Annotated in this window: 22 protein-coding genes and 1 riboswitch; of the genes, 6 read left to right on the top strand and 16 right to left on the bottom strand. The window is 36.8% G+C overall.

Translation table 11 applies throughout. The features are described 5' to 3' along the window. Window positions 1–179: 179 nt before the first annotated feature. Together V7138_RS10720 and V7138_RS10715 are read right to left on the bottom strand one after the other, a co-directional pair. Window positions 180–494: a DMT family transporter gene (locus V7138_RS10720; protein WP_335396886.1), complete on the bottom strand. Its 315-nt coding sequence runs from the start codon at window positions 492–494 to the stop codon at window positions 180–182. Next, window positions 494–835 carry a DMT family transporter gene (locus V7138_RS10715; protein ID WP_335396884.1) on the bottom strand — a complete coding sequence of 114 codons (342 nt, stop codon included), beginning with the start codon at window positions 833–835 and terminating at the stop codon, window positions 494–496. The genes V7138_RS10720 and V7138_RS10715 overlap by 1 nt, the downstream gene beginning before the upstream one ends. 68 nt (window positions 836–903) lie before the next feature. Next, window positions 904–1,001: riboswitch (guanidine-I (ykkC/yxkD leader) on the bottom strand. A 213-nt stretch (window positions 1,002–1,214) separates the two neighbouring features. Here V7138_RS10715 and V7138_RS25295 point away from each other — a divergent pair. Beyond that, on the top strand, window positions 1,215–1,301 hold the full coding sequence (locus V7138_RS25295; RefSeq protein WP_438824344.1) for an IS3 family transposase: 87 nt from the start codon (window positions 1,215–1,217) through the stop codon (window positions 1,299–1,301). Between the two features lie 75 nt (window positions 1,302–1,376). Here the strand turns inward: V7138_RS25295 and V7138_RS10710 are convergent, their stop codons facing one another. From V7138_RS10710 to V7138_RS10700, 3 genes are all read right to left on the bottom strand, one after another. Beyond that, complete coding sequence (locus V7138_RS10710; RefSeq protein ID WP_335396882.1) at window positions 1,377–1,715, bottom strand: YmaF family protein; 339 nt, start codon at window positions 1,713–1,715, stop codon at window positions 1,377–1,379. A 230-nt stretch (window positions 1,716–1,945) separates the two neighbouring features. Beyond that, entirely contained in the window at window positions 1,946–2,653 is a 708-nt protein-coding gene (locus tag V7138_RS10705) for a DNA alkylation repair protein (protein ID WP_335396880.1), read from the bottom strand. An 83-nt stretch (window positions 2,654–2,736) separates the two neighbouring features. After that, window positions 2,737–3,309: a hypothetical protein gene (locus tag V7138_RS10700; protein WP_335396877.1), complete on the bottom strand. Its 573-nt coding sequence runs from the start codon at window positions 3,307–3,309 to the stop codon at window positions 2,737–2,739. Between the two features lie 155 nt (window positions 3,310–3,464). Between V7138_RS10700 and V7138_RS10695 the strand changes: the two genes are divergently transcribed. Next, window positions 3,465–4,916: a PQQ-dependent sugar dehydrogenase gene (locus V7138_RS10695; protein ID WP_335396873.1), complete on the top strand. Its 1,452-nt coding sequence runs from the start codon at window positions 3,465–3,467 to the stop codon at window positions 4,914–4,916. A 53-nt stretch (window positions 4,917–4,969) separates the two neighbouring features. Then, window positions 4,970–5,269 (top strand): 4a-hydroxytetrahydrobiopterin dehydratase, encoded by a 300-nt coding sequence (locus V7138_RS10690; RefSeq protein ID WP_335396870.1) that lies wholly within the window; start codon window positions 4,970–4,972, stop codon window positions 5,267–5,269. Window positions 5,270–5,349: 80 nt separating this feature from the next. Here the strand turns inward: V7138_RS10690 and V7138_RS10685 are convergent, their stop codons facing one another. The 7 genes from V7138_RS10685 to V7138_RS10655 all read right to left on the bottom strand — a co-directional run bounded on the left by V7138_RS10685 (window position 5,350) and on the right by V7138_RS10655 (window position 12,529). After that, a complete protein-coding gene (locus V7138_RS10685) occupies window positions 5,350–6,324 on the bottom strand; it encodes an NAD(P)H-dependent flavin oxidoreductase (RefSeq protein WP_335396867.1) in 975 nt (324 codons plus the stop codon). 148 nt (window positions 6,325–6,472) lie between these two features. Continuing rightward, window positions 6,473–6,880, bottom strand: coding sequence for a GNAT family N-acetyltransferase (locus tag V7138_RS10680; RefSeq protein WP_335396866.1), 408 nt, complete (start codon window positions 6,878–6,880; stop codon window positions 6,473–6,475). 56 nt (window positions 6,881–6,936) lie between these two features. Beyond that, the gene (locus tag V7138_RS10675; protein ID WP_335396863.1) at window positions 6,937–8,799 is read right to left on the bottom strand and encodes an LTA synthase family protein; all 1,863 of its coding nucleotides are present in this window, start codon (window positions 8,797–8,799) and stop codon (window positions 6,937–6,939) included. A gap of 149 nt (window positions 8,800–8,948) precedes the next feature. Beyond that, window positions 8,949–10,112 carry a cation:proton antiporter gene (locus V7138_RS10670; RefSeq protein WP_335396861.1) on the bottom strand — a complete coding sequence of 388 codons (1,164 nt, stop codon included), beginning with the start codon at window positions 10,110–10,112 and terminating at the stop codon, window positions 8,949–8,951. Window positions 10,113–10,327: 215 nt separating this feature from the next. Then, on the bottom strand, window positions 10,328–11,143 hold the full coding sequence (locus V7138_RS10665) for an undecaprenyl-diphosphate phosphatase (RefSeq protein WP_335396858.1): 816 nt from the start codon (window positions 11,141–11,143) through the stop codon (window positions 10,328–10,330). Between the two features lie 231 nt (window positions 11,144–11,374). After that, window positions 11,375–11,752, bottom strand: coding sequence for a VOC family protein (locus V7138_RS10660; RefSeq protein WP_335396856.1), 378 nt, complete (start codon window positions 11,750–11,752; stop codon window positions 11,375–11,377). Window positions 11,753–12,085: 333 nt separating this feature from the next. Beyond that, window positions 12,086–12,529: a VOC family protein gene (locus V7138_RS10655; protein WP_335396854.1), complete on the bottom strand. Its 444-nt coding sequence runs from the start codon at window positions 12,527–12,529 to the stop codon at window positions 12,086–12,088. Between the two features lie 197 nt (window positions 12,530–12,726). Here V7138_RS10655 and V7138_RS10650 point away from each other — a divergent pair, with 197 nt between their 5' ends. Next, on the top strand, window positions 12,727–13,392 hold the full coding sequence (locus V7138_RS10650) for a LysM peptidoglycan-binding domain-containing protein (protein WP_438824343.1): 666 nt from the start codon (window positions 12,727–12,729) through the stop codon (window positions 13,390–13,392). 47 nt (window positions 13,393–13,439) lie between these two features. On the opposite strand, the gene V7138_RS10645 is transcribed toward V7138_RS10650, so the two are convergent. Further along, entirely contained in the window at window positions 13,440–13,712 is a 273-nt protein-coding gene (locus V7138_RS10645) for a DUF2277 domain-containing protein (protein ID WP_335396849.1), read from the bottom strand. A gap of 457 nt (window positions 13,713–14,169) precedes the next feature. On the opposite strand from V7138_RS10645, the gene V7138_RS10640 reads away from it, so the two are divergent. Next, a complete protein-coding gene (locus V7138_RS10640) occupies window positions 14,170–15,393 on the top strand; it encodes an MFS transporter (RefSeq protein WP_438824341.1) in 1,224 nt (407 codons plus the stop codon). A 98-nt stretch (window positions 15,394–15,491) separates the two neighbouring features. Here the strand turns inward: V7138_RS10640 and V7138_RS10635 are convergent, their stop codons facing one another. Together V7138_RS10635 and V7138_RS10630 are read right to left on the bottom strand one after the other, a co-directional pair. After that, window positions 15,492–15,992, bottom strand: a complete 501-nt coding sequence (locus V7138_RS10635; RefSeq protein WP_335396846.1) for a phosphoribosylanthranilate isomerase — start codon at window positions 15,990–15,992, stop codon at window positions 15,492–15,494. A 29-nt stretch (window positions 15,993–16,021) separates the two neighbouring features. Next, the gene (locus V7138_RS10630; protein WP_335396844.1) at window positions 16,022–16,462 is read right to left on the bottom strand and encodes an NUDIX hydrolase; all 441 of its coding nucleotides are present in this window, start codon (window positions 16,460–16,462) and stop codon (window positions 16,022–16,024) included. A gap of 195 nt (window positions 16,463–16,657) precedes the next feature. Between V7138_RS10630 and V7138_RS10625 the strand changes: the two genes are divergently transcribed. Then, on the top strand, window positions 16,658–17,851 hold the full coding sequence (locus V7138_RS10625) for an MFS transporter (protein WP_335396842.1): 1,194 nt from the start codon (window positions 16,658–16,660) through the stop codon (window positions 17,849–17,851). A gap of 150 nt (window positions 17,852–18,001) precedes the next feature. Here V7138_RS10625 and V7138_RS10620 read toward each other — a convergent pair whose 3' ends face one another. Then, complete coding sequence (locus tag V7138_RS10620) at window positions 18,002–18,508, bottom strand: GNAT family N-acetyltransferase (RefSeq protein ID WP_335396840.1); 507 nt, start codon at window positions 18,506–18,508, stop codon at window positions 18,002–18,004. Window positions 18,509–18,861 lie beyond the last annotated feature (353 nt).

Genomic DNA, 18,861 nt, shown 5'->3' with positions numbered 1-18,861 from the left:
TATTATTCCAAAATTTTTTTAAAAATAAAATGTTTGTTTTTTTGAACCATCCTACATTCAATATGTATCAAACGAAGAAAGGACGAAAAAATATACGACTTTCTTATGTAATTAAAGCAAAAAAGAAGAACAAGTTAGCTTAAACTAGTAGCTTCTTGTCCTTCTTTTATCTCTAACCATTATGAGACAAGTTTTAATCCGACCGCTGCACCTAAAACCATCGCTATGAAAACAAGTCTTTTCCAATCTCGTGATTCCCCATAAAAGAGCATGCCGATTATGGCACTTCCTACAACACCAATTCCGGTCCAAATGGCATATCCTGTACCCATAGGAATATATCGCAAGGAATAACTCAGGAAGGCTAGGCTTAAACCAAAACCTATTATCAATAAAACGACGGTCTGCCAATTTCTCTTAACTGACAATTGATTGATCATGGCAACACCAAATGTCTCCAATAAACCCGCTATAATTAAAGTAAACCAAGCCATCAGGATTCAGCCCCTTTCTCTACCTTTTCATCAGTGACCAGTTTTAAACCAATCACGCCAGCTAATAACAGTATGATTAATAGAATTTTTGTCCATTTAAATGGTTCTCCAAAGAAAAGAATGTCTGCAATAACTGTACCTCCTGTTCCTAGTCCCACAAAAATAGCATAAACCGTTCCAGCCGGAAGTACTTGGGCAGCTGTAATCATTAAGTAGTTACTAATGATGATGGCGATAACAGTCCCAGTCCACGTCCAAAAATCATAGGAATGAGTCAATCCAATCACCCAAAACACTTCCAAAACGGCTGCTACAAAAACTTTAATCCAATTTTTACTCATCTATCGGACACCTCCAATTTTATTAGTTCACAAAACAAAAAAGCCCAAGAGAAACTGTTTTACTAGTATTCTCCCAGGCTTTTATCCTTCCGTGACACAGCAAAGCTGTGAGTTTTCTCTCGGACCAGACCAACAATACCGTTGCGGAACCCTAGAAAACATTTCATTTATGCAGTTGCTTTTCATTATACACACATTTATTTACAATTCCAAGATTAAAGCTTTGGAAAATAGATGAAATTAGGTGGAAATTAATATGTATAACTTCATTTTTTTACAAAAAAATGGTTCTTGAATTCCGGAAATGGAAGATCACAGTACTATGGGGTAGATTAAATCTACCCCAATCGATTGAGGTTAAAAGGCTTACTCTCAAAATATCCGTCTTCTAAACAAACGGATTAAGGCAAAATTAAAAGGCATGAATTCGGTTCAATACCGAAATCATGCCCAGGTAGCTGCCTGAATTTCTGTGTCTAACTTTTTGGGTTCAGATTAATAGTTAGGGTGATTTTCTATTTTTATTACTAAATTTAAACTTTTATTTAGTACCTGGAGCAGGATGGTCAACACCTTTTATACGGTGTCGATGTCCATCATCTTCAGTTGTATAAAAATCATAATAATGAACATGCATTCCATTTCCCACTGGAATCGCCGGTCCAGAATAAGCCTTATAATGATGGTTATGACCATTCTCAAATAATACATACCCTTCCGTATAATGAATATGTCCACCATCTTGTGTAGGTATTGGAGGTGAAGTCACATCTAAGCACTGATGAACATGACCTGCACTTAAGCCTGTATAATCAACAGACCCATGGTTATGGTGTGGTACTAAACCTTTTACAAAGTCATCTTTTCCTACCTTAGCCATTTACTCACTCCTTCTGATGTTATTCAATATTCAAAGTTCTCATATCTTTTACTACAACTTTATTACTTTAATTAGCAAAATATGTTTTGATTATGAACAGAATTTTTATAAGTATTCATCCTCATCTACTAAGATTTCGGAAACCAATGTTCTAAACAAAATTCCTCATATCTTTAATAAAAAAAGGGCGTCAATCTTTTTTAGATCAACACCCTGATGAAAAGCTTTTTTTAACATCTTACATATTTACGTTTGAATCCTAGCCTTCCTTTATCCAATTCTTTTTGAATATTTTCGTATGCATTTAGGAAACTGCTTTTTTTCTTCTCCCTTTTCATTTCTACAATACCTACTTCTGTTGCGGTTTTGACTGCCTTTTCATGTAGTGGGACATAGGAAATTCCTACAGTGTATAGGAAATTATTCATAGCAGACTTTGTTCGTTCTGGTGCATCATGAATCGTATTTTTCACCAAATCAAGCATATCTGAAAGCTTGCTTTCGGAGAATTCATGGTCTTTGCGATTTCCTAACAGCCAGCAGTAGCAACTCCAGCCTGCTGACATTCTGAGTTCCTCCCCACTTGCAATCCATTTATCCGCAACTTCTTGCGCAATATCTGACTCTGACAACGTTACGGCAACTACATAATCAGCTAGCATATAAAAATATGCTCCATCCATCCAACGATCGTAATCTGCCTCAGTCATCCCCTTTGGGTCAGCAATGATTCCGGCAAAGTACATCGCATCATAGTTCCCTGTGGCATAAAGCTCCTCAGCTAAAGGTTGGTTTATTTTTATTTTCTTAGCGATTGGCTTCATGGCTCCTGTTGCCACACCAAAAAGGGGCTCTTTTGCGCCATTTGATATGTACATTTTTTTGGTTCGTTCCTTGCCGAAAGCCTCAAGCTCCTGCATAACCGTTTCAAAATCCATCTTTTAACACTTCCTCATTCGACATGTTCATCCTCTTTATTATCTCCAACTTCCTCACTTATTTCAATTGGGACACAGAACCGCTATCGTTGAGTAAGCATTTTATTGAGCATTCTAAAGCCAGAGATACTGATTGTTTTCCAAATCCAACTATACAAGATGGCAAACGCAAATGTTCCTAAAATGACGATACTATTAAAATGAGAGGACACAGATGGTCCCAGAATGGGAAATTTTAATACAAATAATAATAAACTGATACCTAGTGTCAAACTTGAGGCAGCAAATAGAATAATAAATAAGCTTTTCTTTAGATACTTAAGACCAATGCCTAAGCTGACTCCTAATAATCCAGTTGTAAAAAGGAAAACCAATAGCTCACTTGGCTGAAGTACTGCTAATAGAAATGACGTTACAAAATAAGTCATTACACCGATTCGGAGTGACATTAAGCTAGCGAGCACTAGAGGTCCCGTGCTCATCATGCTTAGGACATAACCAATACCAGTAAAAACTCCCGCAGATTGAAAAATAACGGCGATTGATCCTAGTAAGGCACCAACTGCAATCCGCATTGTCTTAGAATAACCGTCCATATGCGGAATTAGCTTATCTCCCCAAACACTAGACGTTACTTTTTTAAAAAGTGATTTCATCTGACACCCCCAATATAGGTAAATGCAATGGAAATCAAGTTTATGCTAGAAATTATGCAAAAACCGATTTAAAGATTCCGTATCCTCCATTGGTACTAATAGACTCCTTCAACTCATATTCTGGTAGAAGAAAACATTGAGAAGGGGTGTACTAATTGTTAAGAAACGTTAAGGTACGTTTACTTCCTATTGTCGAACGGATTAATTTACCCACTGTCTTGAAAACAGCCATTCTTCCCGGTGACTCCATAGAAAGATTATTTATTGCAACCCAGGTCGGAGAAATCTTTTACATAGGAAACGGAGCTATTAGGCTATTTTTAGATATTCGCTCACGCATTCTAAAACTTGGAACATCTGAATCAGGTGTTTCAGGTGGTGGGTATGATGAACGGGGATTGGTAGGACTAGCATTTCACCCACAATTTAATTCTAATGGTCTATTTTATCTTCATTATTCAGTGGCTGGCTCACAAGGTCCGGGTGCCCTTCCTGAACCATTCAAACCAAACCCATGTGATCCTAAAACATTAAACCTAAGATGGACCAATCGAGATACTCAATTTGATCATATTGATACAGTTGAAGAATGGATTATACAGTCCAATGGTCAATCACGAAAACGAAGAACATTGCTTAATTTAAGAAGACCATTTTTTAATCATAACGGAGTGAATAGCTTAAATTTTTCACCTGAAAGCGGAAAACTTGTTTTAACAACAGGAGATGGTGGAGCTGGCTATGATCCATTTAATTTAAGTCAGGATGAGATGGAAATTGCGGGTAAAATTATTGAAATTGATGTATCTAAAAATGTGACCGTCTCTAATCCACCCGTCGTCACACGTTTTAACGAACTACCCATACCTTTTCAGGAAACACTTACTGTCATTGCCAAAGGAGTTCGAAATATTCCTGGGGTTGCTTTCCAAAGGTATCATAATCAATATATAAAATATGTAGGAAATGTTGGACAGGATTTAGTCGAGTCCATTTTTTCATTCGTTCAATACAAGCCAATCCCTGTGACTGAGCTTGTGAACACCTACAATGGTCAAAATGGGGGAAGTAAAACGCCTTTAACCAGGCAAGAAGGGTTTATTAATTTTGGTTGGCGAGGGTGGGAAGGAGCATTTCCTACCTCAACTATTAGGGGTTGCTCGGATGATCCGAAGTTGAATGAAAAGACGATTGCATATTATAATGAGGCCATTCAAACGGCAGTAGCGCGCATTCAGCCATTAACTAGCTATTACCACGAAGATCACCGTCCCGATAAATTTTCAGGAACTGCACTGACAGGTGTCCAATCCTATACGGGAACAGGCATCCCCGCTTTAACAGGAAGCGTGGTGTTTATCGACATTGCACAGAAACAGGAATCTCTTGCTCCGGTTAAAGGGGCTTTAGCTTATACGAGGAAAAGACTGGACTGCAAACTAAGTGATTTTAGTGTGATTGAAACCGATTATAATTTTGGGTCTCAAGCTGCCTATTATATGAGTCTGGGAACAAATCTTGCCCAAAGCAAACTATACTTAGGAGTTTATGGCTCAATGAAGGTTACTGATTTAAACCAAGGGACTATTTTTGAGATTACTCCATAATTTAGGGCACAGTGGGACTGTCTCTTCAACACAAACAACAAAGGGGAATGAACATGGAAAAATTAAGTAGCGAAGCCATCCAAGATAAACTAACAGAACATCCTAACTGGAAACTAATCGATGGAAAGTGGATTGAACGAAAGTATCGATTTAAAGATTATTTAAACGGTATCGAATTTGTTCAAGAACTTGCCAATCTCTCAGAAAAAATGAACCATCATCCCTTTATCTCCATTGACTATAAACTTATATCCGTTAAAATCACATCTTGGCGCGCGAGAGGTCTAACAGATTTGGATTTTACATTAGCAGAAAAATACGATGAATTGTATGAACACATTAAAAAGAAGTAAGTCTAATGACGTGTTAATTTTTCCAATAAACAAGTGCTTACTTCTTAATAAAACTTGAAGTAAGCACCATTTTTATTTTATTAAGCAAAAACTCGGCTAGCCTTCATTAATTCGTCTCTTGCTTCTATATATTCGTGATGGAGTTTATCGACATACTCTTCTGCACTTGTCACCTTGTTGATGACACCGATACCTTGGCCACTACCCCAAATATCCTTCCATGCTTTTGCCTTCCCATCACCACCAAAATTCATGGTGGATGGATCACTTTCAGGAAGATTATCTGGATCTAACCCTGCTGCACGAATCGATGAAGCCAAATAGTTGCCGTGAACTCCCGTGAATAAATTGCTATATACAACATCATCAGAGGTGGATTCAACAATTGCTTGCTTGTATTCTGCTGCTGCTCGTGCTTCATGTGTTGCGATAAATGGGGAACCAATATAGGCAAAATCAGCACCCATCGCTTGAGCGGCTAAAATTGACTTTCCGTTTGCAATCGAACCTGCTAACGCTAATGGCCCATTAAACCACTCGCGTATTTCTTGAACTAAAGCAAATGGACTCTTACTTCCCGCATGTCCTCCTGCACCTGCAGCAACGGCGATTAACCCATCTGCTCCCTTATCAATTGCTTTATGGGCGAACTTATTATTGATGACGTCATGTAATACAATTCCCCCATAGCTATGGGCAGCGACATTAACCTCTTCTCGAGCCCCTAGTGAAGTAATAATAATCGGTACCTTGTACTTTACACATAGCTCCATATCCTGTTCTAGCCGATTATTTGACCTATGTACGATTTGGTTAATCGCAAATGGCGCTGCCGGTCGGTCAGGATTTTTCGCATTGTAATCAGCTAGCGTTTCCGTTATCTCCGCCAACCATTCATCTAGCTGTGAAGCTGGTCTAGCATTGAGTGCAGGCATAGAGCCTACGATTCCTGCCTTACATTGTTCAATCACAAGCTTTGGATTACTAATGATGAACATGGGTGAACCGATAACAGGAATTCTTAATGATTTTAGGATAGATGGAATGTTTGACATTTTTGCTTCCCTCCAATTTTAATACATTTTTACAAGAAAGTAGAACCCTGATGACTGCCAGATTAGGAAATCGCTTACATTAAACCTTATTATTAGTAATACTATAATCATAGGGTTATAGTCAAATTGTTTTCCCAACAGCTTAAAACTACAGACTTCTATTTTTCGTCATCCCAATCGAAAATCTTTTAAAACCTAATTCCTTATAATAAGGTTCCAATTCTTCTACACACATAAGTTGAGGAATTACCTTATGTTGCTCACAATACTTTGTGATTCGGTTTACGATTTCTTTACCTATTCCTTGGGATTGGTAGCTTGGCAGAACTCCCACTCCACAAATTATTCCCGTAATAACGCCATCAGAGATGACCCGCCCCATTCCTATTAATTGTTGTCTATCAAAAGCATATACGGCATACCAACTCTGTTTACACATTTTTTCTACATCATTTGCACTTAATTTTAGTGAATTCCAACCTAATGCTTCATATAACCTCAATAATTCTTCGAAACTTTCTGGGGGATGTATTGTATACTTAATCTTATTTTCCACTAGGCACCTCCTATTTCGAAACCAGGCGCTTCTCTTTTTGAAGCGCCTATTTTTTGTTATTTATCGTATTTTTCATCCCTAAACCGTAAGACATCCCCGAAAATGATATTGTCTGATAGGGTTAACTCTTCTCTGACAACATCCAAATATGGTTCACATTGCTGTGGGGAAACAGGTTGTTCATGTTGCTTTTCATAACAGTTATTGCCCTTATAGATGTAGTTTTCAGAAATAAAACTACCATCACGAAAAATAACGGGATGATCACTATCTCTTGTAAAAAGGTTATGACCAAATGAATAACGATTATCAATTTTTATTCCAAGAAGATGTAGAAGTGTCGGGCGTATGTCGATTTCTCCGCCTTGTGTGGGAATCGTTTCCCCTTCTTGGCCAGGAACATGAACAATCAGAGGTATTTGTTGATGTTTTACCTGATTGCTAAGAGTATCCTCCTCATCTAGTAACTCATTCAGGCCATCATGATATTTCTCAGAAATACCGTAGTGGTCGCCGACAAGCACAAACATGGTGTCCTCGTACAAACCTTCTGCTTTTAATTGATCAAAAAATGTTTCAATTGCTTTATCCAAATATCGAACGGTTGTAACATAGCGATTGACTACATCTTCCTTCGTATCTGCAGGGTCAATCAACATATCCTCCTCATCTAACAAGAAAGGAAAATGATTTGTCAGGGTAAGAAATTTCGCATAATACGGCTCAGGAATGTTTTTCATATGCTCCACTGACTGTGTGAAAAAGGGGATATCTTTTATCCCATAGTTAACTGCGTTTTCTTCCGTCACCACGTAATCTTCCTTTGAAAAAAACTGATCATATCCAAGAGCTTTGTACATGACATCGCGGTTCCAAAACGTGTCTACATTCCCGTGAAAGGTTGCCGCGTAATAACCTTCTTTTTCTTTTAAGATATGAGGAAGACTATAATAAATGTTTTCTGGTTTCCTCACAAAAACAGATCCGCTTGCTAAAGGATACAGACTTGTATCAATCATAAATTCTGCATCCGATGTTTTTCCCTGTGCGGTTTGATCATAGATTTTATTAAAATAAAAACTTTCTCCAATTAATTCATTTAAAAATGGTGTCACTTCTTCCCCATTTACTTTTTGATTAATCACAAAGTTCTGCGTCGATTCCAAGGTAATCAAGACGATATTTTTACCTTTTGCGATTCCGAATAAGTCCGTCCTCTCGGAATCCTTAAGCTGTAATTGCTCTTCCAATGCAACGGCATCTGCCTCTGTAACAAGTAATCTCTCTAAAGGAGCTATGAGGCCTAAGGCAATATCATATGCATGATAATTGAGTGGCCCCAATAATTTCACCATTTGCTCCCTGTCATAGACTTCCGAAAAAAGATGAGTCGATTTTACCAATCCCAAACAAATCGTCAAAACGACAAGTGACGAAGCTGCCGTAATATACTTCTTTTTCGTCCGGTTTTGCACGGTAAGGCTGGACTTTGATTTGAAAAGGAACCATCCTACAATAAATAAATCAAGAAACATAAATATATCCCACAGGCTCATCAATTCAATTGTACTGGCACTCAACCCGCCAACATTATCGAACTGAAATAGAATCGGTATCGTAACAAAATCAATATAAAAGCGATAATAGAGGAGATCTCCGTATAGAATTCCTGTCCCCAACAATAAAAATCCAAACAATACAAATCGATTTACTTTTTTACCAAAATAAAAGCTTAAACCCATTACCAATAATAGGGATCCAATCGAACTTGTTAGGACTAAGACAACATCAAATAATGATTGGATGCTAAGATCAAAGCCGACAAGACAAACAATTACCGTCTTAATCCAGAGAATACTCGTGACGAGTAAGGTGAGTTTTAAACCTGTAAAATTTGTTAAGCGATTGATGTTCAGCATGGATAAGCCCTCTCAAAAGTAAATTCAATACGAAGTCATTTATACAAAATCTTTATAGCCTTATACTAACACAAGATTTCAAATCTTTTCCAAAAAAAATAAAGACCATCAAATGATGATCCTTATTTTTCGAATTCATATTAAGTTACTTAGCTGATGGATCGATTTAATTTTGAATCTACTTTCATATTTGAATTAAAGAAAATCTTCATCATCGGAGGCGTAACTACCGTAGTTACAATAACAACGACAATCATTGTTGCATATAAATCTTGAGTGATTAAATTCGATGCGATTCCCATTGAAGCAACAATTAATGCGACTTCACCACGGGAAACCATGGCTGAGCCAATTCCTGCAGAGCTTCTCCAGTTAAATCCAGATAATTTTGCCCCTGCTCCTGCCCCAATAAATTTGGTTAAAATTGCAAAGATGCTAAGCGCAATAATCAAACCTAAATTATCAAGAATGCCAGTAAATACAGCTGAAATCCCAATGTAAGCAAAGAATACTGGAACAAAAATGGAGTAACTGATTGCTTCAACCTTTTCAAAAACTTCCTGTTTGAAATTGGTTAAGCCTATAGCAATTCCCGCAATATATGCACCAATAATGTTAGCAACACCCGTATAATCAGCTACATATGCATACACAAAGCAAATAATCAATGCAGCTGAAATGACCGCCTCACTTACAGGTAATTTTGTAAGTTTATTCATTAACCAAGGAACGACTTTCCAAGCAACTAAAATAGCAAATACAAAGAACAATGCTTTCTTAATCACCAATGTCGTTAATGATACATCCCCGCCAGCAAAGCTCATCAAGAATGCTAAAATGATCATCACCACCACATCATCAAGAACAGCGGCACCAAGAATCGTCGTTCCTTCAGGCGTCTTTAATTGGTTCATTTCTTTAAGAGCCTGAACGGAGATACTTACACTTGTCGCAGAAAACATGACGCCCAAAAACCAAGATTGCAAGTTTGATAGATCCATCATGACCCCAACTAAATACCCTAAAAATAATGGAACGATAATACCACCAAAACCTACAAAGCTTGATGATTTGCCAGATCGCTTAAACTCACCAAGGTCTGTTTCTAACCCCGCGATAAACATTAACAATATTACACCAATTGTACTGAATGTGGCTAAGGTATCTGTTGCCTCGATTAATCCCAAAACCGACGGCCCAAGTAACACACCTACAATGATTTCTCCTAAGACAGAAGGTTGGCCAAACCTTACACTTAGGGCACCTGCTAGTTTGGCAGCAATAATAATAAGAGCTAATTGAAGAATGAACATACATTTCCACCTTTCATATATTATTAATTTCTAAAAATGCAAAAAGAGCCTGTTACCAAAGGACATAGATATCCCTTGGTGACAGACTCCTCCAAGTACACTTTTTCTATTAAGTTTGTATATTTGCATTCTAACACATGTAAGCAAGGAATGAAAGTGGGATTTTTTTAAAGCAGTTCAACTTGCTACATGTCTCGAACAACCTTAGCCCCATTTTAAAAGAAAACTAAAAGCAATGCCCCTACGATGAAACAATAATATGTAAAATAAACGAGTTTTCCATTTTTCATAATTCCCATAAACCATCTCATCGCAAAATATGTCATGAAAAGAGTGGCAATAAATGCCGCTAAATATGGAACGGCTAAGTCTGCCTTATTCGGTTCATTTATAAAGTCAGAAAAACCTAAAATGACCCCGCCAAGGCTCACCGGAATATAGAGCATGAATGAAAATCGAAGGGCAGTATCTTGTTTCATTCCAACGGCAATCGCTGAAATAATGGTAGCACCTGAGCGACTAATACCGGGGGTTAACGCGACAGCCTGACCTAAACCTACAATGAACGCATCCTTTATTGTCAGGTCACGATCATCTTTATAGCCTTTCATATTTCGAATCAACCATAAGGCAATACCTGTAACGAATAACATGATAGCAATTGTTGTCATACTCACATTTTCTGCAATATAGTCACTTAATAAAATACCTAGGACCCCCGCAGGAATTGTTCCAATTACGATATAAAAGGCAAAGAGAAAGTCGCTTTTATAACGTTGTTCTCTTGTTTTCAAATAGTAAATGCTATTCATTATAAGCCTTGCGATATCTTGTCTGTAAATATACACAATCGCAAGCAGTGATGCAGTATTTGTGAGGATTGCAAAGGTAAACCCTTGTTCACCCAAGCCTAAAATTTCACTGGCAATCATAACATGGCCACTAGATGACACAGGTATAGGTTCTGTGAAACCTTGTACAAGCCCAATAATAATCATTTTAACAATTTCTATAAACTGCGATTCACCCATTTTTTCCTCCGTAGATAACTCATAAATTTGTATTGTCTGGGATGTAGTATATCATCTATTGCCTAATATGAAAAACGATTATTCTTTTACTTGTCTTACATTTTTGTAAGGTTTTATGTAGTGAAAAAGTAATTTCCATAAGCTTTTTGACAGTTAAGATCGCCCTCTATTAATCCCAACATATTAAAAACGACTACCTTATACGATAGTCGTTTGAAAGAAGGACGAGTATTATTTCTTCTCCATAACCGCAAAGTAATTTTCTTCATTATCCGCAAAATTAAATACTTTCCCTGTAGGCATACTTACAATATCTCCAACAGTTACATTTTTACTTGATAGGTCGCTATGTAATTGTTCAAGATTTTCTGTAAAAAACATTAACGAAGGTGTCCCAAGATTTAATCCTGGCGACATTTTAGAAACAAATTCCTTATCGTGTAAAATAATACTTGTTTCTGCGCCCTTTTTTGGTGCTATCTCAATCCATCTCATTTGCCCATTATCTTCTTCAGCAATAATCGTAAAACCTAATTTTTCTGTCCAAAATTTAACTACCTCATCTTGATTGTTAACATACAACATAATTTGACCTACTTGACTAAACATAATTTTCTCCTTCCTTTCCGGAATTCTCCATCTATTAATTTATTATTCCCTAGTATTAACTATAAAAAACGATGGTACCAATCCATTTCAATTATTTACTTTTGAGCTTTTTACGCTATATAGTTACTTAACAGCAAGAATTAGATACCTAAATAAACGGTCTTCATTTCCTCTTCCACAATTTGATTATGAACTTTTCTAACAAAATATGCCTTTTCTTTCGGTCTGGAGCTTACAGATTTAGTGAGTGATTCATTTATAAAATGAAGAGCTCACCATCTTCAACACCGTAACCTTCTTCCATCGAAAAGCCACCCATCGCAATAATCTGTCTCACTGATCCTCAATCACTAACATATTTGATTCATCGAATTCCCATGATTCCCCGTAGGCAACTTCCCAATAGTAGCCATCAAGGTCCGTAAAATAGCCACCATAGCCACCCCAATCGGTCTTTTTGGGCGCTTTTTGAATGGTTGCTCCCGCTAGCTCCGCCTTTTTTAAAACCTCATCTACTTCTTCCATGGATTTCGCATTATAGGCAAGAGTGATACCTGGAAATCCTGAGCCAATCTCAGGTGGATTTTCCTCATTTATATCTAATGCTAATTCCTCAATCGGATACAGCGCAATTCTCGTTCCTTCATTTCTGAAAAAAATAATGGCTGGATTCGATTCGGAGCCTCTAATAGAAGTATCAAATCCTAGCTTTTTGAAAAACTTCTGTGACTTCACAATATCCTTTGTGCCTAGTGTAATAAGGTTTAGTCTGTTCATCCCTCTTCCTCCTCAAAAGTCTTTGTATATTTATTTCTCCAGGTTTATCCAATTCCCTTCTTTTATCTTTCTAGACACTCACCCATTTCATCCAACCTGAATAGCCTAATAAACAACTACATTGTATTCAAAAGGAGAGGCATACATTGAATCGTTATTACACACATTCCATTCAACCAGGGGATAGTTTTTGGCAATTGGCGCAAGCATACAAGACAACCGTAGAAGACATTTTTGCTGCAAATCCTGGAGTAAATCCATATTACTTACGAGTTGGAGAATTTATTAAAATCCCAAATCCCCATTTAAAAAAGGACCGTTGCATCAGTCAGGCTGAATTAGACTATCGAAACGATATGCGAAGCCTTTGGGAGGAGCATGTAGCGTGGACAAGGATGGCAATTATTAGTCTTATTTTTAAGCTACCCGATATCGATTTTGTCCTTAAAAGGCTACTAAGGAACGCTACAGACATGGGAAACATGATTCGTCGTTTATATGGTTATGCCGCTGCAACCACGTATGGGAATTTAATAAAGGAGCATCTGCTGATTGCTGCAGACCTTGTCAAAGCAGCCTTAGCTGGTGACCAACAAGCAGCCGCGACTGCTGAAAAGAATTGGTATCAAAACGCAGATGAGATCGCGAGGTTTTTAAGTAGAGGAAATCCATATATATCTGAAGAGACTTTTAGAAAAATGTTCTATTTACATCTGGATTTAACGAAACAGGAAGCCGTCTTTATGATTAATAAGGATTATCAAAAGGACATTGATGTGTATGACAAAATTGAAAAAGAGGCGCGGGAGATGGCAGATACTATTTCTGACGCCATGGTGCTGCTGTATCCAGATATGTTTTAAATGTAATCAACCCTCCTTTAACGTAAGGAGGGTTTGCTTTGTATATTTTAGTTTGTTCCAAACCTTTTAGCCGATCGAATGCGCGCACGCTCAGCTTCTACCTCACGATTACGAGGCTCTGCACTGGTCTCCAATGTGTTTAATAAATTTATAGTAACCAAAGTTATTTCATTGATGGCTTGATTAAACGCTTCTTCGTTCATTTTGGAGGGCTTATTGAAGCCTGTTATCTTTCTGACGTATTGTAAAGATGCTGCATGAATCTCTTCATCAGTAGTTGGCGGGTCGAAATTAAATAGTGTTCGAATGTTTCTGCACATAGTTTACTCCTTATTGTTTTTTAATAAATATATCACTAGATACCTTGATAGACCATACATCACTTTTCCCAGTATATGTACATTTCCGGTTAGAAAATCACATGACACAAAGCGACAAAATAATCGCTTGATATTCCTTATAATCATGAGGTAAGATATTTACACTACTATACGAAAGGGTGACCATAGGGCGATGATCTACTAATCCCGGTTTCATACGTACATTCGTAAAATACGAAGTCATATTTGAATGGGATTAGTGTATATTTTTATAGGTAAAAGAAGATCGTTGCAATAGTACATGTGTGTGCTATGTCTTTTCCTGTGGTTTTTTAGGATTCCCATCCAAATATGGCGGATGGGAATTTTTGTGTGATTTTATGTGTTACACAGACGTTTATCATGTCTAATGAATAAATACCTGAGTTGAAATTTACATTCAGAAATGAGGAATATGATGTCAACATTATTTAAAAATCGCTTTGTTCAAGCCATTTTCCTTTCCGCCCTATTTCTCCAAGTCGGGATCTGGATTCGGAATTTTGCCGTTCTTTTATTCGTAATGGAAAAAACAGATGGAGATGCCTTTGCCGTATCAATGATTTCAGTTGCAGAGTTTGCACCAATTTTTATCTTCTCCTTTATTGGCGGAACCTTTGCTGATCGCTGGCGGCCAAAAAGAACAATGATTTGGTGTGATATTTTAAGTGCCGTTTCAGTGTTTGCCGTTTTAATCACCCTTGTAATTGGTTCGTGGAAAATCATCTTTTTTGCCACTCTAATTTCGGCTATTTTATCACAATTTTCCCAGCCTTCCGGGATGAAATTATTCAAAATGCATTTAAACGAGGAACTCATCCAACAAGCAATGTCTATTTACCAAACAATTTTTGCAGTGTTCATGGTTTTTGGACCAGTACTTGGAACTTTTGTCTTCCAGCAATTTGGGATCGATGTGTCTATCGGAATAACCGGAGTCGCGTTCTTACTTTCAGCTGCTATGCTCGCATTTATTCCCGCTGACCATTCCATGGAAAAGGAAAAGAAGGGGTCTACTTTGCTTGAAGAAATGAAAAGTGGAATTCAGTATGTCCTTTCCAAAAAGGAACTAAAGCTGCTCGGGCTTTGTTTTATGGCAGCCGGGCTAGCAATAGGATTAATTCAACCGTTAACAATCTTTCTTGTGACAGAGCAATTAGTATTACCAAAGGAAAATTTACAATGGCTGTTAATGGCTAACGGAATCGGTATGATTGTAGGTGGTGCGGTTTCTGTTATGTTTTCCAAAGCAGTTCCACCACAAAGATTATTAATGATTGGTATGTTAGCAAATGCTATTGGAATGGGAGTCGTTGGCTTTTCATCCAGCTTGCCAATTACACTAGGAGCCCAATTCTTTAACGGACTATTCTTCCCTTGTATTCAAATTGGGATTAATACGATGATCCTTCAAAATACAAAGGCTGAATTTATTGGTCGAGTGAACGGTACACTTAGTCCTTTGTTTACAGGATCCATGGTATTAACAATGAGCATTGCAGGTGTTTTAAAGGAGACATTTTCAATTGTTGTTATGTTTGAATTGGCAGCCTTTTTATTTGTATTCGGTATGCTCGTTATCCTACCTTTATACAATTTGAAAGGCCCGAAACATGGAGAACCAATGTTAGCTAAGGAATAAAACAAGCAAAAGGACAGATCTTTTAATAGGGGTTCTGTCCTTTTTTTTTGCATTCACTTAAGTACTAAATGCATACGTTATCTCTTGTTTATCGTATTTTAACCTAGTTTCATATTTTTTAAGAATTCTATTTTTCTACTATCTTTTTTATTATTTTTATCTGCTCGATAACTGTCTTCAGCAGAAGCTTCGTAGATACTTATATATTGTTCAACATTCGGTAAATAATACTTCACGTCTCTAAACTGATGTATTTCTAAATCCTCTATTTTTACCCCCGCAAAATTTGGTAAAGTGTCGATAATACCAAATTCAACTGATAATCCTCCTTTAGAAAACTCATGTTCATGCAAATCTATTAAGTTATATCCCATTGTCTCCATGATGTTCATTATCTCAGACCAGTTATGTATAGACAATTCGGGTGGCACTTCCCATCCTCTTTCATCACCAGGCACATGAATATCTAAGTCTTGAGCATCCCAACTCCTTCCTGTAATAATCTCTAAACCAACTGAACCCATTAACAATGGAATAATATCAATAACATTTAGTTTTTTTGTAATTTTAATAAATTCATCAAATTTGTGATTGCTCATTTTCTCCTCCAATATGCTCTAAAAACTTTTTATGGAGTAACACTAATAAGTCTTAATAAACTTTCAGGAACAAGACGCAGCTTACCATTTTGAAAATCACTTAAAGGCTTCCAATAGATCTTTATTATTGTTCCATTGTCTTCTATGCCCTCAAAGAAATCAGTTTGATAGAAGGACTTATTAACGAATGCTGCATCATATACCACAACCATTTCATGCCCCGTATCACCGTTGTATGTAAATATGTTTTCAAGTGTTCCCAGATAATTGATGTCAGTTATGTCTGCCTTTATTTCTTCTTGGATTTCGCGAACTAAGGCTTCTGAGCTTGATTCTCCAAATTCAATTCCTCCACCGATTGGTCGATAATAGTAATCCTTTCTTACGGAGTCATACCCCTCAGCTACAAGGATCGAATCGTTTTTCTTAAATACACAAATAACGATTGGTCTGATGACACCTATTTTCAATCAAATCACCCCCATTTATTTAAGTCAATAGAATCTGTTATAAAGGATATTTTATTATTAATTGCTTTTTTTGGAAATAAACTAAATATCTTTTTAAAAATAAGAGAAGAATAATTTTATCATGAATGAAAAAGCAATCTTCACGTATAAATCATCACCATATTTAGAAATAGCCTCGAAAGGCGGTCTTATACAATGGGTAAAAAAAAAGGTAAACTATGGACAAACCAATATGTAATTATTATTTTATTGTCTTTAGTGATGTTCGCTTCTTTTTATATGATTACAGCAGGTTTCCCAATTTTCGTATCAACTATTAGTGATAATCCCGCAATTGCAGGAACCATGACCACCACCTTAATGGTAGCATCACTAATTACGCGCTTCTTTGCAAGTGTCATTATCCAAAAAGTAAATATGAAATTGCTCCTTATTATTTCCCTCCTTTATTTTTTGGGGACAATCGGTCTTACTTTTGTAAACGACTCGATCGGATTTTTAATATTCATTAGAGCACTTCAAGGTATTGGATTTAGTATGCTTACGATTTTAGTCTTTACGATGTCAAGTAATATTGTTCCTAAATCTCGGTTAGGTGAGGGTATAGTATTTTTCGCAATGTCTACAAGCGTTGGGACGACAATGGGACCACTAATTGCAATATCTTATCTTGCAAAGTTTTCATTCCAGTCCATGATGATGTTAACTCTTGGTCTTATGTCTTTTTCATTTGTGTGCAGTTTATTCACAAAAAATACCGTTATAAAAGAAAAGGAAAGTCCAAAGGAGACAAACAAAGAACCTTTCTATAAGTACATGTTCGATAAGCGTGTCCTTCTTCCATGTATTCTGGTAGCATTAAATTATATTACAATTGCGGGGACAGTCAATTTTATGGGGGCGTTTGGAAAAGAGATTAATGTCGGCGGAAAGATTTCGCAGTTTTTTATCGCACAAGGGATTGCAATGGTATTATTTCGATCTTTCTCAGGTAAAATTTTCGATAGATTCGGCCACAGAATCCTTATTATTCCAGCCGCCATTTCAGGGGCTGGAGGTTTAATCTTATTAGGCTTTTCCACTACTATGTGGATGGTTTGGGTTTCAGGGGTATTATTTGGAATCGCATATGCCATCATCCATCCTATTTTCCAAGCTTGGGCATTAACTCTTGTACCACCTGAGAAAAAAGCAACGGCCAATTCAATGCTACTTATTTTTATCGACTTTGGTCTAGCTATTGGATCAGTAGGTCTTGGATTCTTAGCTAAAAGTGTTGGGTATGGCATGACTTTTAGTTATTCAGCAGCTTTTATGATTATTATTTTGTTATTGTATCTAATTGGGAGCAGGAAAACGGTGAAATTTGAAGCTAATAAGGTTAAATAATCCTAACCTAAATAACACAAACGAACGGAATAAATAAAACAAACCGGGGCTGTACCAGTGTCAAATTTGACTTATGGACAGCCCCTACTTGACTAAAGCCCTTGAAAGTTTAAATATAATTCTCCACAAGCTTCAATTTAATCATTGATTTTATATAGACACGGAGTAAACATACACTTCTTTTCCCCATTTTTTTATCGTTTTCTTCACCTGCATACCAATTCGTTCTGCTACTTTAGTTGAAGGAATATTGTTTACATCGGGCAATGAGACCATCCTGCTTAATTTTAATTGTTCAAACCCATAGTCCTTACAAGCTAAAGCTGCTTCTGTTGCATATCCTTTCCCCCAAGCACGACGAACAAATAAATAACCTATCTCCATCTCCATTACACCATCCACTTCTTGAGGTACAATTCCGCATTGTCCAAGAAATTCTCCATTACCTTTATCTTCTACAATCCACAAACCTACCCCATATTCATCATAATTTTTTTGGGTCCATTTGATCCATTCCATTGTTTCACTTTCGTTTTTGGTTGAAGGATAATACCTCATTGCTACAGGGTCTGAAAAAATTTCCAATAAATTTCTAGTATCATCTTTAGTCATTCTTCTTAATAATAACCTTTCAGTGGATATAACTGGATTGTCCATTTATTAATCCTCCTGCGCTTTTTTGTGTAAATCCAATACAATGAATGGTATTTTCTCTAGTAGAACCTTATGTTTGTTCGGTCTTCATAAAACTGTTCCCAAAAATGCTTCGGCTCACGTAAAAAGTCATCTAGCATTTCTAATAAATCATCATTAATTAAGGATGGCGTTCTCCACCGAAAATCCCCCTCTAAAAATTTTAATTCACAAAACCCAAAATTATGATTAGTGCAATTGCTAAACAAATCACTGCCGCATATTTTGATTGTTTGATTACTCTCTCGTCATCACTTTTAAGATATTGAAAGAAAGTGAGAGTAAAATAAAAACTTAATATAATAAACACTACAGCT

It is taken from the genome of Bacillus sp. JJ1533, assembly GCF_036965045.1.
Taxonomy (GTDB): domain Bacteria; phylum Bacillota; class Bacilli; order Bacillales; family Bacillaceae_L; genus Ferdinandcohnia.
This window is presented reverse-complemented; position numbering and strand designations above follow the sequence as displayed.

What these genes read in the sequence shown, in the direction of transcription:
- V7138_RS10720 (WP_335396886.1), bottom strand. Translation starts at nt 494, where the DNA reads ATGGCTTGGTTTACTTTAATTATAGCGGGTTTATTGGAGACATTTGGT.
- V7138_RS10715 (WP_335396884.1), bottom strand. Translation starts at nt 835, where the DNA reads ATGAGTAAAAATTGGATTAAAGTTTTTGTAGCAGCCGTTTTGGAAGTG.
- V7138_RS10710 (WP_335396882.1), bottom strand. Translation starts at nt 1,715, where the DNA reads ATGGCTAAGGTAGGAAAAGATGACTTTGTAAAAGGTTTAGTACCACAC.
- V7138_RS10705 (WP_335396880.1), bottom strand. Translation starts at nt 2,653, where the DNA reads ATGGATTTTGAAACGGTTATGCAGGAGCTTGAGGCTTTCGGCAAGGAA.
- V7138_RS10700 (WP_335396877.1), bottom strand. Translation starts at nt 3,309, where the DNA reads ATGAAATCACTTTTTAAAAAAGTAACGTCTAGTGTTTGGGGAGATAAG.
- V7138_RS10690 (WP_335396870.1), top strand. Translation starts at nt 4,970, where the DNA reads ATGGAAAAATTAAGTAGCGAAGCCATCCAAGATAAACTAACAGAACAT.
- V7138_RS10685 (WP_335396867.1), bottom strand. Translation starts at nt 6,324, where the DNA reads ATGTCAAACATTCCATCTATCCTAAAATCATTAAGAATTCCTGTTATC.
- V7138_RS10675 (WP_335396863.1), bottom strand. Translation starts at nt 8,799, where the DNA reads ATGCTGAACATCAATCGCTTAACAAATTTTACAGGTTTAAAACTCACC.
- V7138_RS10670 (WP_335396861.1), bottom strand. Translation starts at nt 10,112, where the DNA reads ATGTTCATTCTTCAATTAGCTCTTATTATTATTGCTGCCAAACTAGCA.
- V7138_RS10665 (WP_335396858.1), bottom strand. Translation starts at nt 11,143, where the DNA reads ATGGGTGAATCGCAGTTTATAGAAATTGTTAAAATGATTATTATTGGG.
- V7138_RS10660 (WP_335396856.1), bottom strand. Translation starts at nt 11,752, where the DNA reads ATGTTTAGTCAAGTAGGTCAAATTATGTTGTATGTTAACAATCAAGAT.
- V7138_RS10655 (WP_335396854.1), bottom strand. Translation starts at nt 12,529, where the DNA reads ATGAACAGACTAAACCTTATTACACTAGGCACAAAGGATATTGTGAAG.
- V7138_RS10645 (WP_335396849.1), bottom strand. Translation starts at nt 13,712, where the DNA reads ATGTGCAGAAACATTCGAACACTATTTAATTTCGACCCGCCAACTACT.
- V7138_RS10640 (WP_438824341.1), top strand. Translation starts at nt 14,170, where the DNA reads ATGTCAACATTATTTAAAAATCGCTTTGTTCAAGCCATTTTCCTTTCC.
- V7138_RS10635 (WP_335396846.1), bottom strand. Translation starts at nt 15,992, where the DNA reads ATGAGCAATCACAAATTTGATGAATTTATTAAAATTACAAAAAAACTA.
- V7138_RS10625 (WP_335396842.1), top strand. Translation starts at nt 16,658, where the DNA reads ATGGGTAAAAAAAAAGGTAAACTATGGACAAACCAATATGTAATTATT.
- V7138_RS10620 (WP_335396840.1), bottom strand. Translation starts at nt 18,508, where the DNA reads ATGGACAATCCAGTTATATCCACTGAAAGGTTATTATTAAGAAGAATG.